This is a genomic window from Streptomyces sp. NPDC028711 (assembly GCF_055565415.1).
On record NZ_JBVHUJ010000003.1, the window covers coordinates 481,394 to 496,880 of the forward strand.

Annotated in this window: 12 protein-coding genes; 7 read left to right on the forward strand and 5 right to left on the reverse strand. The window is 71.7% G+C overall.

From position 1 onward, the window contains the following. The first annotated feature begins 2 nt into the window (after positions 1 to 2). From ACZ4VK_RS13235 to ACZ4VK_RS13265, 7 genes are all read left to right on the forward strand, one after another. On the forward strand, positions 3 to 1,838 hold the full coding sequence (locus ACZ4VK_RS13235) for a non-ribosomal peptide synthetase (RefSeq protein WP_468351583.1): 1,836 nt from the start codon (positions 3 to 5) through the stop codon (positions 1,836 to 1,838). Between the two features lie 22 nt (positions 1,839 to 1,860). Continuing rightward, positions 1,861 to 3,153, forward strand: coding sequence for an APC family permease (locus tag ACZ4VK_RS13240; RefSeq protein ID WP_468351585.1), 1,293 nt, complete (start codon positions 1,861 to 1,863; stop codon positions 3,151 to 3,153). A gap of 185 nt (positions 3,154 to 3,338) precedes the next feature. After that, entirely contained in the window at positions 3,339 to 5,270 is a 1,932-nt protein-coding gene (locus ACZ4VK_RS13245; protein ID WP_468351587.1) for a non-ribosomal peptide synthetase, read from the forward strand. Continuing rightward, positions 5,267 to 7,198: a B12-binding domain-containing radical SAM protein gene (locus ACZ4VK_RS13250; protein WP_468351589.1), complete on the forward strand. Its 1,932-nt coding sequence runs from the start codon at positions 5,267 to 5,269 to the stop codon at positions 7,196 to 7,198. The genes ACZ4VK_RS13245 and ACZ4VK_RS13250 overlap by 4 nt, the downstream gene beginning before the upstream one ends. After that, positions 7,188 to 8,342 (forward strand): acyl-CoA dehydrogenase family protein, encoded by a 1,155-nt coding sequence (locus ACZ4VK_RS13255; protein ID WP_468351591.1) that lies wholly within the window; start codon positions 7,188 to 7,190, stop codon positions 8,340 to 8,342. The genes ACZ4VK_RS13250 and ACZ4VK_RS13255 overlap by 11 nt, the downstream gene beginning before the upstream one ends. Before the next feature lie 26 nt (positions 8,343 to 8,368). Beyond that, positions 8,369 to 9,385 carry an ornithine cyclodeaminase family protein gene (locus tag ACZ4VK_RS13260; RefSeq protein ID WP_468351593.1) on the forward strand — a complete coding sequence of 339 codons (1,017 nt, stop codon included), beginning with the start codon at positions 8,369 to 8,371 and terminating at the stop codon, positions 9,383 to 9,385. Further along, on the forward strand, positions 9,382 to 10,170 hold the full coding sequence (locus tag ACZ4VK_RS13265; RefSeq protein ID WP_468351595.1) for a thioesterase II family protein: 789 nt from the start codon (positions 9,382 to 9,384) through the stop codon (positions 10,168 to 10,170). Before ACZ4VK_RS13260 ends, ACZ4VK_RS13265 begins: the two co-directional genes overlap by 4 nt. A gap of 66 nt (positions 10,171 to 10,236) precedes the next feature. On the opposite strand, the gene ACZ4VK_RS13270 is transcribed toward ACZ4VK_RS13265, so the two are convergent. The 5 genes from ACZ4VK_RS13270 to ACZ4VK_RS13290 are packed head-to-tail and all read right to left on the reverse strand — an operon-like array spanning position 10,237 to position 15,359. Beyond that, positions 10,237 to 11,709: a non-reducing end alpha-L-arabinofuranosidase family hydrolase gene (locus ACZ4VK_RS13270; RefSeq protein WP_468351597.1), complete on the reverse strand. Its 1,473-nt coding sequence runs from the start codon at positions 11,707 to 11,709 to the stop codon at positions 10,237 to 10,239. After that, positions 11,709 to 12,428: a cupin domain-containing protein gene (locus ACZ4VK_RS13275; RefSeq protein ID WP_468352050.1), complete on the reverse strand. Its 720-nt coding sequence runs from the start codon at positions 12,426 to 12,428 to the stop codon at positions 11,709 to 11,711. Before ACZ4VK_RS13275 ends, ACZ4VK_RS13270 begins: the two co-directional genes overlap by 1 nt. Then, the gene (locus ACZ4VK_RS13280) at positions 12,425 to 13,285 is read right to left on the reverse strand and encodes a DUF6807 domain-containing protein (RefSeq protein WP_468351599.1); all 861 of its coding nucleotides are present in this window, start codon (positions 13,283 to 13,285) and stop codon (positions 12,425 to 12,427) included. Before ACZ4VK_RS13280 ends, ACZ4VK_RS13275 begins: the two co-directional genes overlap by 4 nt. Continuing rightward, complete coding sequence (locus tag ACZ4VK_RS13285; RefSeq protein ID WP_468351601.1) at positions 13,282 to 14,328, reverse strand: Gfo/Idh/MocA family protein; 1,047 nt, start codon at positions 14,326 to 14,328, stop codon at positions 13,282 to 13,284. The genes ACZ4VK_RS13280 and ACZ4VK_RS13285 overlap by 4 nt, the downstream gene beginning before the upstream one ends. Continuing rightward, the gene (locus ACZ4VK_RS13290) at positions 14,325 to 15,359 is read right to left on the reverse strand and encodes an endo-1,4-beta-xylanase (protein ID WP_468352052.1); all 1,035 of its coding nucleotides are present in this window, start codon (positions 15,357 to 15,359) and stop codon (positions 14,325 to 14,327) included. The genes ACZ4VK_RS13285 and ACZ4VK_RS13290 overlap by 4 nt, the downstream gene beginning before the upstream one ends. Between the last annotated feature and the right edge of the window lie 128 nt (positions 15,360 to 15,487).

Sequence of the window (15,487 nt, forward strand, 5' to 3'; positions counted from 1 at the left end):
CCATGACGACAGACAGCCTCCTGCTGCACGAACGGTTCGCGGCGGTGGCCGAGGCGCACCCCGACGCGCCGGCGCTCACCGCCGAGGGACAGACCCTCACCTACGCCCAGCTGAGTCGGCGGGTCCAGCGGCGTGCCGCCTGGCTGCGTTCGCTCGGCGCGGGTCCCGAACAGATCGTCGGCATCCATCTGGACCGGGGCATCGAGGCCGTGGTCAGCATGCTGGGCGTGGTGGAGGCGGGAGCCGCGTATCTGCCGCTGCCGCTCGACTACCCGGCGGCCCGGCTTGAGCTGATGGCCGAGCAGTGCGCGGTGCGGCTGGTCCTGAGCAGCGCCACGGGCCCGGCCGCCCCGTTCGCCGGCCCGATGAGCGTCCTGTGCGTCGAGGACGAACCCGCCGACGCCGTAGGGGAGTTCGCCACGCGTACGGCACCGCGTGCGCACCCCGACAACCTGGCGTACATCGTCTACACCTCCGGCAGCACCGGAACGCCCAAGGGTGTGGGCGTGACCCACCGAGGAGCCGTCAACCTCGTCGACCCACGGCAGACCTACGTCGACTTCGGGCCGGGGGAATCCTTCCTCCAACTCGCCCCGCTCGCCTTCGACGTGGCCGCCTTCGAGGTCTGGGGAGCCCTCGCCACCGGTGCCCGGCTCGTCGTCGCGGCCCCCTCGTACCAGGCCATCGAAGAGCTGCCCGACCTGCTGATCCGGGAGCGGATCACCACGGCGCTCATCACGACCACCCTGTTCCACGTCCTGTGGGACGCCCGTCCCGAGGCGTTCGACAGTGTGCGCCGCCTGATCGTCGGCGGCAGCGTCATGTCCATGGACCGGGCCCGCGCCTTCACGCGCCGGCACGCCGCACGCGGCGCGGACCATCTGCTCATCAACGGGTACGGCCCCTCGGAGGCCACCACCTGCGTCAGCGCCCACGCCATGGGCCCCATCCCCGACGACGAGACCAACCCCCCGCTCGGCACCGCGCTCGACGGCGTCACGCTGCGCCTGCTCGACGAGCGGGGCCGCCAGGTCGGTCCGGGCGAGGAGGGGCAGATCCACGCGGGAGGGGTGGCCGTCACCCGCGGCTATCTCGGACAACCCGGCGCGACGAGCCTGCGCTTCCTCCCCGACCCGTACGCCGAGGAGCCGGGCGCGCGCATGTACGCGACCGGAGACCGCGGGCGGATGCGTGCCGACGGCCTGATCGAGTACCTGGGCCGCTTCGACGACCAGGTGAAGGTCCGCGGCCACCGGGTGGAGCTGGGTGAGGTGGAGGCGGCCGTCAACAGCCACCCGGACGTGCGGGACGCGTGCGTGGTCCTCGTCCGTGAGGACTCCGGGGCCGAGCGTCTGGTCGCCCATCTCGTCCCGGCCGGCCGGCTCGGCGAACCCGCGAGGCGCGCGTCCCTGGCCGCACACCTCGCGCGGCGCCTCCCGGAGTACATGCGGCCCAGCGGCCATGTCGAGCACGAGGTCCTGCCCAGAGGACTGCACGGCAAGGTCGACCGGGAGGCCCTCGTCCTGCTCAGCCAGGTGCGGGCGACGGCCGAAGGGGAGCAGCCTGATGAGCCCTCGACGGGGGTCGAGTCCGTCATGGCGCAGGTCTGGAGCGATCTGCTCGGCGTGGCGCACATCTCGCGGGACGACGACTTCTTCCAGCTCGGCGGGGACTCGCTGCTCGCCGTGAAGACGGTGATGCTCGCCGAGGAACGCGGGCTTCCGCTGACACTGACGCTCGTTCTGACCCACCCCGTGCTCGGTGACCTCTGTGCGGCCCTCGAGAAGGAGCAGGCGGCCGGCGGCCTCGGAGCGGGGCATGGGCCGAGCGCCGGCTGAACCCGCCAGGCCGCAGCGCCCGGTGCCGAAGCCCGTCGCGCGGCTGCGGCGCGAGCTGGGGCTGCGGGACGCCCTCGCGATCGGCATCGGGGGCACGGTCGGCGGCGGCATCTTCACCCTGGTCAAGGTCGCCGCGGACGCCGCGGGCCCCGCCGCGCTCCTCGCCTTCGTCCTGGCGGCCGCCGTCTCCGTGCTCATCGCTCTTCCCTACGCCGAACTGGCCTGCCGGCTGCCCGTGGCCGGCGGTGGCTACGCCTTCGCGCGGGAAGTCCTCGGCGAACGCTGGGGGTTCGCCATGGGCTGGGTCTACTGGGGCGGCTATCTGCTCGCCTCGGGCTACGTCACCATCGGCTTCGGCGAGTATCTGCACGCCGCCAGTGGACTGCCGACGACCGTGGGCGCGGTCGGCCTCGTGACGCTGTGCACCGGGATCAACCTGCTGGGTGCGCGTCTCTCGGGATGGGCCCAGACCGGTGTGCTCCTCGTGGCGGTGACCGGCTTCGTCGCCTTCGCCGTGTGGGGGCTCGGCGACGTCGGCACGGAGACCCTCACCCCGTTCGCTCCCCACGGGGTGACCGGAGTCCTCCTCGCGACCCCGGTGGTGTTCCTGGCGTTCGGCGGGTTCGACATGGTCGCGGCGGCCGGTGAGGAGATCCGGCGCCCCGAGCGCAATCTGCCCCTGGCGATCCTCCTGACGCTCGCCGTCGTCCTCGCTCTCTACCTCCTGGTCGCCCTGGTCGCCTTCGGGACCACCTCGACGCAGGTGCTCGGATCCGCCGCCTCGCCGCTGGCGGAGGCGGCACGCGGCTTCGGCGGGGAGCCCGCTCGCTGGCTGATGCTCGGCTGCGCCCTGCTCACCCTGGCGGCGGCCACCAACTCCCTGCTCATGGTGACCTCCAGGGCCCTGTTCGCCATGGCGCGCGACGGGCTGCTCCCCCGCCGCCTCGCGGCCGTCGAGCCGCGCTCCGGCACACCGCGCACGGCGATCGTCGTCGACGGCGCGCTGCTCGCCGGCGTCGCCCTGACCGGCAGCGTCTCCCTCGCGGCGACGGCCGGTGGGTTCCTGTACGTCCTGCACTTCCTGCCGCCGCTGATCGCGCTGGTGCGGCTACGGCGCGACCCGGCGGCCCCCGCCCCCGCCTTCCGCACGCCGATGCCCCGTGTGCTGCTTCCCCTCGCCTTCCTCGCGGTCGTGGGCATGCTGGTGGCGACCGGTACGAGCGGAGCCGTCACCGGTCTGGCGTGGCTGGCGCTCGGGGCCTGCCTGTACGGGGCCCGCCACGCCCTGGCCGGCCGGGACCAAGGTCCCGGCTGAGGTTCCCGCTCGTCCCCGGCTTCCGCCGCCACCAGGGCGGCAGGGACCTGAGTCCCATGGCACGGCCCGTGCCCCGTCACGAGACTTGGCGGTGCGGTGCCCTGCCGCCCACGAGGCGGCGGAGCGGCTCCCCCTTACCCGATCAGAGCAGGCGTGAGACCTGCGGACCCTCAGGAGGCAGTGGAGTGCTCAACGCAATCCCGGATACGAGCACTCCCCGGCTCGAACCGCCGCCGCTCGTCCGCATGCTGGCCGAGCACGCGGTCCTGCGGCCCGGGAGCGTGGCGGTCAAGGACGCGACGGGCGAGGTGCGTTACGCCGATCTGTGGGCCCGCGCGGTCGCCGTCGCGGAACGGCTGCACTCGGCCCAGGTGGCGCGCGGGGACGTCGTCGCGGTGTGCCTGGAGCGCTCGGCCGACGCCGTGACGGCCTGCGCCGGTGTGCTCGCCTCGGGTGCCGCGTATCTGCTCCTCGACCCGGACCAGCCGCGGGAGCGGGTGAGGGACCTGCTGGCGCGGAGCTCGGCCACGACCCTCGTGAGCCGGCCGGAGCACGTACGGCGGCTGGGTCTCGAGGCGTACGACCCCGTGGACATCGGCGCGTTCCGTACCGTCGTCGGCACCGACACCGCCCCGCCCGCCCCTGCCGTGGAGACGACCGAGGACGACGCGTCGGCGGACGCGGGCGACTCCCTCGCCTATGTGAACTTCACCTCGGGGTCGTCCGGACGCCCCAAGGCCGTTCTGGTCGGTCACCGCGGGCTGCGCAATCTCGTCGACTGGTACCGGGACCGCTATCGGGTCGGGCCGGGCGACCGGACGACCCAGCTCGCCCGGCTTACGTTCGACGCGTTCGTCCTGGAGACCTGGACGGCGCTGGCGGCCGGCGCGTCCCTGCACGTCGTGCCGTCCGGGGTGATCCTCGACCCCGAACGGCTGCGCGACTGGTTCTGCGCCGAGGGGATCACCGTCGCCTTCGTCCCCACGGGACTCGCCGAGCAGCTGTTCACGCTGGCCTGGCCGCCTCGGGAGGGAGGCTGCGCACTGCGGGAGCTCCTGGTCGGTGGCGACCGGTTGACGCGTCGGCCGCCCGCCTCGCTGCCCTTCCGCGTGCACAACAACTACGGACCCACGGAGAACACCGTGGTCGCCACCGTCGGGCTCGTCGAGCCGGAACCCTGTCCCGGTCTGCCGGCCATCGGCGAACCGATCCCGGGTGTCACCGCCCATGTCCTGGACGCCTCGGGGGCGCCCGTCGCCGACGGGGAGCCCGGCCGGCTCCACCTCGGCGGCGTGGGGGTGGCCCTCGGCTATCTCCACGGTGACGACGCGGCTTCCCCCTTCCGGCCCGACCCGTGGGCCGGGACTCCCGGCGCCCGCGTGTACGACACCGGCGACCGGGTCGTCCGTGACCCCGACGGCCGGCTGCACTACCTGGGCAGAGAAGACGACCAGGTGCAGATCCGCGGCTTCCGCGTCGAACCGGCCGAGGTCGAGGCGGCGCTGTGCGCCCTCGATGCGGTCGACTCGGCGGTGGTGGTGGCCACGGCCGAGGAGGAGCCCCGGCTCATCGCGTACGTGGTCCTCGGTGACGACACCGCCGCACCACGGGCGATCCGCGCGCGGCTCGCGGAGCGGCTGCCCGACTATCTGGTGCCCGCTCAGATCACCTCGGTGGCCGCGTTCCCGCTGACCGAACGCGGCAAGGTGGACCGGGCGGCCCTCGCCGCGCGCCTGGCGACCACGGGAAGCACGGCGAGCACGGCGAGCACCACGGCGGCCACGGGCAGCACCGGGAGCCCGGCGACCACGGGCAGCACCGGCGCCGCACAGGTGCCCGAGCCGTCCGCGCCGCCCACTCCCCTGTCCCTGCTCTCCGCTCTCTGGGCCGACGTCCTCGGCGTGCCCTCGGTCGCCCCGGACGACGACTTCTTCGAGATCGGCGGCGACTCCCTCCGGCTCATCCGGCTCGTCGGCAAGGCCCGGCGCGAAGGCCTGAAGCTCGACGCCGAGGACGTCTACACCTACCCCGTCCTGTCCGACCTCGCCCGTGCCGTCTCCCCGACGGAGCCGGGCGCCCCGGACCCACAGACCTCCGTGGAGGAGACCGCCCGGTGAGCACCGCCACACGTACAAGCAAGGTGACCCTCGTCGAGCTCTCGGTGTACGAGAACACCGTCCCGCTCGTCTCCGGCTACCTCCAGGCGTACGCGGTCCAGGACCCCGCCGTCGCCGAGGGCTGCGACTTCTCCTTCTTCGCCCGGGGCCTGTCCGAGGACCCGGACACGCTCCTCGCCGACCTGCTGGCGTGCGACGCCGACGTGTACGCGTTCAGCTGCTACATCTGGAACGCCGGCCTGGTGCGGCGGCTGCTCGCCGGGCTCCTGGAGCGACGCCCGGACGCCTGGTTCGTCCTGGGCGGCGCCCAGGTCATCAACCACGGCGAGGAGTACATCCCGGCCGGGGCGCGGCGCGTCGTCGTCTGCAACGGGGAGGGCGAGCAGCCCTTCTACGAGTTCCTCCGCCAGGTCCTGCGGCCGGAGCCCGATCTCGCCGAGGTGTCCGGGGTGAGCTACCGCGCCCCGGACGGCGAGCTCGTGACCAATGAGAAGCCGCCCCGGATGAAGACCCTGGACGACGTGCCCTCGCCGTTCGCGACCGGTCTGTTCGACGACGGGGAGTACACCTTCACCGTCCTGGAGACCAACCGCGGTTGCCCGTTCCACTGCGGCTTCTGCTTCTGGGGCGCGGCCACCAACTCGAAGGTGAACAAGTTCGAAGAGGAGCGGGTGCTCGGCGACATCCGGTGGATCGCCGAGCACGGCGTGTCCAGCGTGTTCATCGCGGATGCCAACTGGGGTCTCTCGCCCCGCGATGTGGAGCTCAGCCGCCACATCGTGCGCTGCAAGGAGGAGTTCGGCTTCCCCACCTCGCTGGTGATCGCGGCGGCCAAGAACCGCCCCGAGCGGGTCGCGGAGATCACCGAGATCCTGGTCGGCGGCGGCCTGGTGACCAGCCAGCCGATCTCGCTGCAGACGGTCAACGACGAGGCACTGGGGCTCATCGACCGGAAGAACATCCGCGAGTCCACGTACACCGACCTCCAGTCGAAGCTCAACGCGAAGGGCATCAGCTCCTTCATCGAGCTGATCTGGCCGCTGCCGGGCGAGACCCTGGAGACCTTCAAGCAGGGTGTGGCGCGGTTGTGCCGCATGGAGGCCGACACCCTCACGGTCTATCCGCAGCTGCTCCTGCACAACACCGCGCTGTACGACCAGCGGGAGATCTTCGGCATCGAGACGGAGCGGGCCCCCGACCCCGTCGCCGAGGCGGACGTGGTCGTGGCCACCAAGTGGGTGAGCCGCGAGGAGTGCACGGCGGGAACCTGGTTCTACTACCTGGTGCAGAGCCTCTACAACGCCCGGGGCGCCTACTGGCTGGCGCGCCATCTCGACCGGTCGGGCATCCAGTCGTACGAGGACTTCTTCTCGGCGGCGACCGAGCACTGGCGGCGCTCGGAGAACGGGCTCAGCCGGTTCGTCGCCGATTCGGTGTCGACGGACGACCACTACGACCTGCTGAACATCGGCAAGGCGGCCCACCTCGTGCTGCACTCCCACCGTGAGGAGTTCGACCAGCTCCTCATCGACTTCGCCCGGAGCCAGGAGTGGTGGTCGGACCCCTCGGCACGGCTCGCCCTCGACCTGGACCTGGTCGCACGGCCGTACATCTACCGGGAGGCGGTACGGGCACCCGGTGTCCCGCTCAGCGAGGCGCGGGTGGTGGAGGTCACCGACACCTCGCTGACGATCGCCCTTCCGGAGGCGGGCCGGGCGCTGCCGGCGGAGCTCGGCCTGCTTCCGTCCGGTTCCGGCCCGGCCGCACATCTGCGGTTCGAGCACCCGGCCTACGGCAAGATGCCCGTCCCGCGCCGCCGGACGATGGAGCAGAACGCCGGCTACTGCCATGTGATGATCCAGCGGCTGCGCACGCTGCTGCCCGTCTGCCACGTCGGCGCCGGGGAGGGGGACGGGGGTGCGGCGTGAGATCTTCGGCCCGGACCACGAGGCCTTCCGCCGCACGGTCCGGGAGTTCGTCGCCCGCGAGATCACTCCTCACCTGGCGGCCTGGGAGGAGGCCGGAGTCGTCGATCCGGCCGTCTGGCGGGCCGCCGGCCGGCAGGGCCTGCTCGCCCCCGACATGGACGCCGAGCACGGGGGCGGCGGTGTCGACGACTACCTGTACCACGTGGTCCGCACCGAGGAGCTGGCCCGGGCCGGGACGCTCAGCCCGGCGTTCAACCTGCACAGCGAGGTGGCGGGCGGCTACTTCGCGCAGCTCGCCACCGCCGGGCAGAAGGCGCGCTGGCTTCCCGGGTTCTGCTCGGGAGAGCTGATCTCGACCGTCGCGATCAGCGAGCCGGAAGCGGGCAGTGACGTCGCCGCGATCCGTACGACCCTGAAGGAGGCGGCCGACGGCACGTTCCGTCTCTCCGGGCGCAAGAGCTTCGTCACCCACGGTCTGCTCGCCGGGCTTGTCATCGTCGCCGCGCTCGATCCGGCCGTCCGGAAACCCGAAGGGCCGCCCGTCGCGACGCTTGTCGTGCTGCGGCCGCCGGCGCCGGGACTCGAGGTCGGCCGTCCCATGCCCAAGATCGGCATCCATTCGCTCGACACGGTCGAGCTGTCCTTCGACGACGTCGTCGTCGAGCCGTCGGACATCCTCGGCCGGCGCGGACTCGGTTTCCTGTACCTGCTGCAGAACCTGCCGAGGGAACGCCTGTCCATCGCGGTCACCTCGCTGGCCCTCGCGGAGCGGGTCTTTGAGGAGACGCTGACGTACTGCGGGGACCGGGAGGCCTTCGGTCGTCCCATCGGCCAGTTCCAGCACAACCGCTTCCAGCTCGCGGAGATGGCGACCGCCCTGCGCGTGGCACGGGCCTTCACCGACCGCTGCGTGGTGGAACACAGCCGCGGGGACCTCGAGGTGGACGAGGCGTCCATGGCCAAGTGGTGGAACTCCGAGCTGTGCAACGACGTCATCGGGCGCTGTCTGCAACTGCACGGCGGCTACGGCTTCAGCTCCGAGTCGCTCGTCGGCCGGGCGTACACCCAGGCCAGGGTGCAGACGATCTACGGCGGTACCACGGAAATCATGAAAGAGATCATCGGCCAGTCGCTGCCCCTCTGAGGGCCGGGCCACGTCAGGAGTCAGTTGTGCTCACCGTCGACGCCGCCACCGTGCGCGCGCTGTATCCGATGGCCCTGGCCGTCGAGGACATGCGCCGCGCCTTCACCGCGTTCAGCTCCGGCAGGGTCCGTCAGCCGCAGCGCACCATCACCCCGGGCGACGGGGAGGGCGAGGTCCTCGCGACGATGCCCGCCCATGTCCCCCTGGGCGCGGGCTCGGGCCCCGGCGCGTTCGGGATCAAGGTGATCGCCGTCCAGCCCGGGAACATCGCCAAGGGACTCGATCCGCATGTCGGGGTCGTGCTGCTCCTCGACCCCGAGACCTGTGCGCCGATGGCGATGCTCGACGCCACGGTGATCACCGAGATCCGGACGGCCGCGGCTTCGGCGGTGGCGACCGACGTGCTCGCCCGGCCGGACGCGGAGGTGATCGCCGTCCTGGGCACCGGCGCCCAGGCACGGTCGCACATCGAGGCGGTGTCGCTCGTGCGTCGCCCCCGGGAGATCCGCGTATGGGGCCGCACGGAGGCACACGCCCGGATGCTCGCCGCCGAGTTCGCGGACCGGCTGCCCGTGACGGCGGTGTCCTCGGTGACGGAGGCGGTCGCCGACGCCGACGTGATCTCCACGGTCACCTCCAGCGCGGAGCCGGTCCTCGACGCGTCGCAGGTCCGGCCCGGAACCCACATCAACGCGGTGGGCGCGGTGTTCGCGGGACGGCGCGAACTCACGTCGGACCTGATCGAGCGGGCCCGGGTCCTGACGGACAGCCGGCGGTCGGCGCTCTCCGAAGCGGGCGACCTGCTGGTCCCGATGAGCGAGGGCCTCTTCGGCGAGGAGCACGTACGAGGCGAGATCGGCGAGGTGCTCATCGGGCGGTGCGCGGGCCGCACCACGGAGGACGACATCACGGTGTTCGAGTCGCTCGGGCTCGCGGTCCAGGATGTCGTCGCCGCCTGGAGCGTGTACGACCGCGCCGCGGCGGAAGGGCTCGGCACGCGGGTCCGCCTGACGGGAACGGAACACGGAGGGACGGGACGATGAGCGGGACGAAGGGACACGGTGGGCGAGCCACCCCGTGGCTGGTGTGCCGGCACCGGCGGCCGGAGGCGAGGATACGGCTCTACTGCTTCCCGCACAGCGGTGGTTCGCCGGGTGAGTACGTGCGCTGGGCCGACGAGCTTCCGGATGTCGAAGTGCTGGGGGTCCAGCTGCCCGGACGGGGATCCCAGCTGATGGCCGAACCGCTGACGTCCCTGCCCGACGTGCTCGGCCGGCTCCTGGACAGTGCGGAGTTCGAGCCGCCGTTCGCCTTCTTCGGGCACAGCATGGGGGGCCTCACCGCGTACGAGACGGCACGGCGTCTGGCCGGCCTCGGCAGGCCCGTACCGGAGTTCGTCATGGCCTCGGCCTGCACTCCGCCGGGTCACCCACGGGACAACGGCCTGCGTCTGCTCCCGGACGCGGAGCTCCTGGCCGCGGTCCACGGCCGGTTCGGCGGCGGACTGCCTCCGGACCTCGGCGAGGACGACACCCTCCGCGGTCTCGTCATGCGGTCCATGCGCGCCGACATCACCCTGTCCGAGACGTACGAGCCGCTCCCGGGCCCGCCCTGGACGGGTCCGCTGCACGCGATCGGCGGGCAGCAGGACCTGCCGGCGGAGGTCCTGGCCCGCTGGGAGGACGTCACGACCGGCCCGTTCTCGTTGACGATGCTCCCCGGCGACCACTTCTACTTCCGCGATCCGGCGCAGGGGCGCGCGCTCCTCGACCATCTGGGCGGGCTCCTTGCCGAGGCGGCCGGTGACCGTACCTCCCGGCTGCCCTGACCGGCGCCGGACGCCGGAGGCCGCGAGAGCCCCAGGTCGGGTGCCTGGGGCTCTCGCGGCGCCGCGTCAGCGCTGCAGGGTCAGCAGACCCGGCCGGTAGGGCCACAGGCCGTAGTCGCCCCCGGAGCTGGGGCTGCGTCCCTGGTAGAGGAACTGCAGCCGGCAGGGATCGACCGTGAAGGTCTGATCGGCGCTGGTGCGGAGCAGTTCGCCGTGGCTGATGTCGTTGGTCCAGGTGGCGCCGCTGTTGGCCTTGCCGGCGAAGGGGTTGCTCTCGGTCGCGGCCTGGGGCGTCCATGAACCGTTCAGGCTGGTGGCCGTGAACGAGCGGAAGTACCGGCCCTGCGCGCCGATCGCCTCCACGATCATGAGGTAGCGGTCCTGGCCCTGGAGCTTGTAGACCTGCGGGGCCTCGAACAGGTTGTTCTTCGTGTCGCTCATGATCGTCGTGTAGGTCGAGCCGAAGCTCCCCGGGAAGTTCCCGAGCGGCATGCTGGCCCGGTAGATCCTGCCGTTGTCACCGGCGAAGAACAGGTACATGTTCGTGCCGTCGGCGATGAGCGTCTGGTCGATGGGACCCGTGTCCGAGTCGGCGATGCTTCCGGAGAAGAGCTCCTGCTCCGCCGACCAGCCGTTCGGGTTGGTCGGGTCGCTCGACGTCCGGTAGGAGAAGGCGCTCCTGCCCCACTGGTAGGCGAGCACCCAGATGTTCTTCGGCGCGAAGTAGAAGAGCGTGGGCGCGACGACGGAGTTCGACATGGTGTTCTGGCCTGTCGAGGCCATCTCCGACCAGTTGGTGAACGGGGTGAAGTTCATCGAACCCCAGCCCGCTCCCGTTCCCGCGGCGCCGTGCGTCGTCGCGTAGACGAGGTGCTTGCCGTTGTGGGGGGCGACGGTGAAGTCCTTGAGCGAGGCCCAGCCCGCCTTGGGCTGCGCGAGGGCGCCCGTCGACGACCAGCGGTACGTCGAGGGGAGGGCGCACGTACCGGGGGTGCCGGCGCCGACCTTGACGAGCTGCCACTGCTGGTTGGTGCCGCCCCAGTCGTCGTACTGGACGATGTTCGCGTTGTCGGCGGTGGAGGCACCCTGCACTTCGAGGGCCTTGCCGCTGTGGCGCGCGATGAGCCGCACGTGACCGTCCGGGCTGTCGGCGAGCCGCCACTGCTGGTTGGTGCCGTTCAGGTCGGACCACTGGACGATCGCGCCGCCGTTGGCGGTGGAGAGGTTGTGGACGTCCAGGACCTTGCCGGAGTGGCGGGACTTGACGCGGTAGTAGCCGCCGCCGGAGTCGACGAACTGCCACTGCTGCTGGTTCTGGTCGTTCCTGGTCCACTGGGTGATGCGGGCGCCGTCGCCGGTCGCCAGGTTGTAGACGTCCAGGGCCTTGCCGCTGTTGCGGTTGACCAGTACGTACGAGGCGTTGGTGTCGACGGTCGCCGCGGCGGCGGGCGGGGCGCTGAAGAGGGTGACTCCGAGCAGCAGGGACGACAGGACCGCGAGTACGAGACTCAGGACCAGGGGTGGATGGCGAAACCGCATCAGAAGAGCTCCTTGGGGAGACGGAGGTGAGGTGACCCCGAGGGGTCGGGAACGGGATAGGTGTGAAGGCGGCCGCACATGCCGAAGAGCTGGTGCTCCGGGCGTTCCAGGCGTGCCACCGCGCCGTGGCCGAGGTGGGAGAGGTCTCCCGCCCGCAGCCGTTCCAGTTGACGGCCGGTCTCGAGGGCCGCGGCCAGGGGGCCGTCGCGCCAGCGGAGCCGCCAGGCGTCCAGGAGCTCCCTCTTCAGGTGGTGGGCCGCGGTGTGGAACTCCCGCAGCCCGCCTTCCCGCAGGGCCAGGAAACCTTCGAGTGCCAGGTCGCGGCGGCGCCGCGCCGCCACGGCATGGTCGCCGGTCAGGGCGGCCGCCTTCCGGTAGGCGGGTGGATCGGCCAGGACGCGAGCGGGGAAGGTGAAGACGGCGTCACCCGCCTCGGGCAGTCCGCTGTTCTGCATGAGCACCACGAGGCGCAGGCCGCCGGCGTTGACGAGGCGGTGGATCGTGCCGGGGGTGAACCAGACGACGTCGCCGGGGTGCAGCGGGGTGTCGGCGAAGCCGGAGGTGGTGAGGGTCTGGACGCTGCCGGCGCCGCCGATGACGACATACGCCTCGGAGCAGACAAGGTGCATGTGGGGTGTGCCGCCGCACAGTCCGTCGGCGGCCTCCCAGTCGTACACGGTCAGCCCGGAGATCCCCACACCGCCGGGGAGCGCGGTCACCACGGGTGCTCCGCGACGTGGCGGGCCAAGCGCGCGGGGGTCCACGCTCCGTCGCCCACGACGATCCGGTAGCGGCGCGACAGGGTGTCGCCCGGGGCGAGCGGCAGTTCCTCGTCGAACGCCAGGGACGGGTTGACGGCGGGGATGGGCTCGCTGCGGACGAACCAGTGGCAGGGGGCGTCCGGATCGTCGAGGAACAGGAGCGTGGAGGAGCGGTCGACCTCGTCGTGCCTGCCGACGAAGGCCAGCCAGTCGCCCTTCTCGCCCATCGCGGGGCCGATCACCTCGCCGCCGGTGAAGTCGCGCGGGCCGCGCCAGAACAGGCCGGAGTATCCGGCGAGCTCTCTGCCCTGGGTGCCCGGGCTGCCGAACACCAGAGGGGTGTCGAGGACGTTGGTCAGCGCGGTGGTGACCTCCAGGGTCCAGGAGTCGGCCCCGACGTCGCGGGCGGTCAGCGTGCGGCGCTCGTCGATCCAGTGCTCCCCCGCCATGGTGTGCCAGGCCAGGTCCTCGGTGATCAGGGCGCGACCGTGGCCCGTCTCGGCGGAGACGGTGAGGCTGCGCATCGTGCCGAGGTTCGGCAGGTCGACGTAGCCCTGGCCGCGCAGATAGGTGCCGCCGCCCCAGAAGTTCTGCCCCGACACCCACGACGCCGTGATCTGCACGCCCTTGTGCCAGCGGTGGTCGTGCGGCCGGTACCCGGTGACGACGTCGCCGGCGAGCGTGCGCACCGGATGCAGGTAGGGCTTCGGCGCCTCGAAGGGGTCCATGACCGGCCGGTGCACGTACCGGAAGAGGTCGACCCCGCGGGCCCTGACGGTCAACGAGTCCTCGTGGTGCAGGAGTTCGAGCGTCATCGGAACACCTCCGGGCGTCCCCCGTTGAGCGAGCCGTAGAACGGGTCGGCCGCGTCGATCTCTCCGCGCAGGACCGGCAGGCCGGTGATCGCGGCCTTGTACAGGGCGGTGACCAGTTCCATGGTGGATCTGCCGAGGTCGGGCCTGATGCCCGCCTCGTAGCCGTCCAGGAGGTCCGCGAGCTGGGCGGTGTGCGAGCTGGGCAGGTCCTCCGGCGGCTCCCACGTCACGCCGGGCGACCTGGTCGTGACCGTCCAGTCGGCGTTGGAGTAGCCGTACAGATGGCGCAGTTCGACGGTGGCGTCGGTGAGGTCGAACCGCAGATAGCTCTCCTCGCGTGGGGAGAGGACGCTGTTGACGACCGTCGCGATGGCTCCGTTCTCGAAGCGGACGAGGGCCGCGGACACGTCCTCGGTCTGGACGTCGCGCTCGAGACAGCCGGCCATCGCGCGCACCTCGGCCCACTCGCCGAGCACCGCGAGCATCAGGTCCATCTGGTGGATGCCGTGGCCCAGCGTCGGGCCGCCGCCCTCGCTCTCCCAGGTGCCGCGCCAGGGCACCTCGTAGTAGGCGTCGTCGCGGTACCAGGCCGTGACGCACTGCGCGACCAGCGGACGGCCGAGCGCCCCGGCCGCGATCCGGTCGCGCAGGTACCGGGCGCCGGAGCCGTACCTGTGCTGGAACACCGCGCCGGCGGCGGCGGTCCCTTCGGCGGCACGGATCCGGTCGAGCTCGGCCAGCGAGAGCGCCACCGGCTTCTCGCACCACACCCACGCCCCCGACTCCAGGCAGGCCACCGCCTGTTCGGCGTGCAGGAAGGGCGGCGTGCAGAGGTGGACGAGGTCCGGACCCTGCTCCTGGAGCATCGTGCGCAGGTCGGTGTAGACCGCGGGTACGCCGTGTTCGGCCGCGAACGCCTCGGCGCGCCCCGCGTCCACGTCGACGGCTGCCACGATCTCGGCGCGGTGGGCCTGCGCCCGGAGGGCGGGGACGTGGCAGATGCCCGCGATCCCGCCCGTTCCGACGATCGCCGTACGGATCATCCGCCCAGCACCTTCCTGATCGCGTGGTAGGCGGGCTTGGGCCGCAGGTTCTCGTCGTAGGGCAGCGCCGCGCCCTCGCCGGGGAAGACGGAGGGGATCCACGAGTACTTGTCCGTGTAGTCCCAGATGGTGACGCCGACGCACCTCTTGACCTCCAGGCAGGCCTTGACGTAGTCGGCGTACCAGGTGGCCTGGGTGGCGAGCTTCTCGGGGGTCGCCGGGAGCTCCATGCGGATGTCGAGTTCGGTGATCGCGACGTCGACCCCGAGGTCGGCGAAGCGCTGGATGTTCTCCTTGATGCCGGCGGGGTAGCCGTACTGGAGCGCCAGGTGGCCCTGGAGGCCGAAGCCCTCCACCGGGACGCCGTCGGCCTTGAGCTGCTTGATGAGGTGGTAGTAGGCGTCGCTCTTGGCGTTGACGCCGTCGACGTTGTAGTCGTTGAGGTAGAGCTTGGCGTGCGGGTCGGCCTCGTGGGCCCAGCGCAGGGAGTCGGCGATGTAGCCGGGACCGAGCGTCTTGTAGAAGACCGACTCGCGGTACGTGCCGTCCTCGTTGAAGGCCTCGTTGACGACGTCCCAGTGGATCACCTTGCCCTTGTAGTGGCGGGCCACCGTCTGGATGTGGTTCTTGAGGACGGCACGCAGCTCCTCGGCGGTCCAGCTGCGCTCGGTGAGCCAGGCGGGGAGCTGGCTGTGCCAGACGAGGGTGTGGCCGCGGACCTTCTGGTGGTGGTCCTTGGCGAAGGCCATGACCTCGTCGGCGGCGGAGAAGTCGAAGACGCCGCGCTCGGGTTCGGTGGCGTACCACTTCATGGCGTTGCCGGGGGTGGTCTGCCCGAACTCGCTGCCGAGCAGCTTCAGATAGGCGGCGTCGGTGAACTCGGGGTTGTCGGTGGCGGAGCCGAAGTACTTGTGGTGCTTCTTCGCCAGTTCGCCGAGTGTTCTGGGGCGGGGCTCGGCGGCCGCGGGCGCGGCGGCGAGGCCGGCCCCGACACAGAGGGCGGCGGCCAGGGCGATGAGGTTCCGGGACATGAGCATGAGGGACTCCTCGGGTGCGGGGCGGTTCGGTGGTTCGGCGGGGCGGTTCGGTGGTTCGGCCGGGCGGTTCGGTGGTTCGGCCGGGCGGTTCGGTGGTTCGGCCGGGCGGTTCGGTGGTTCGG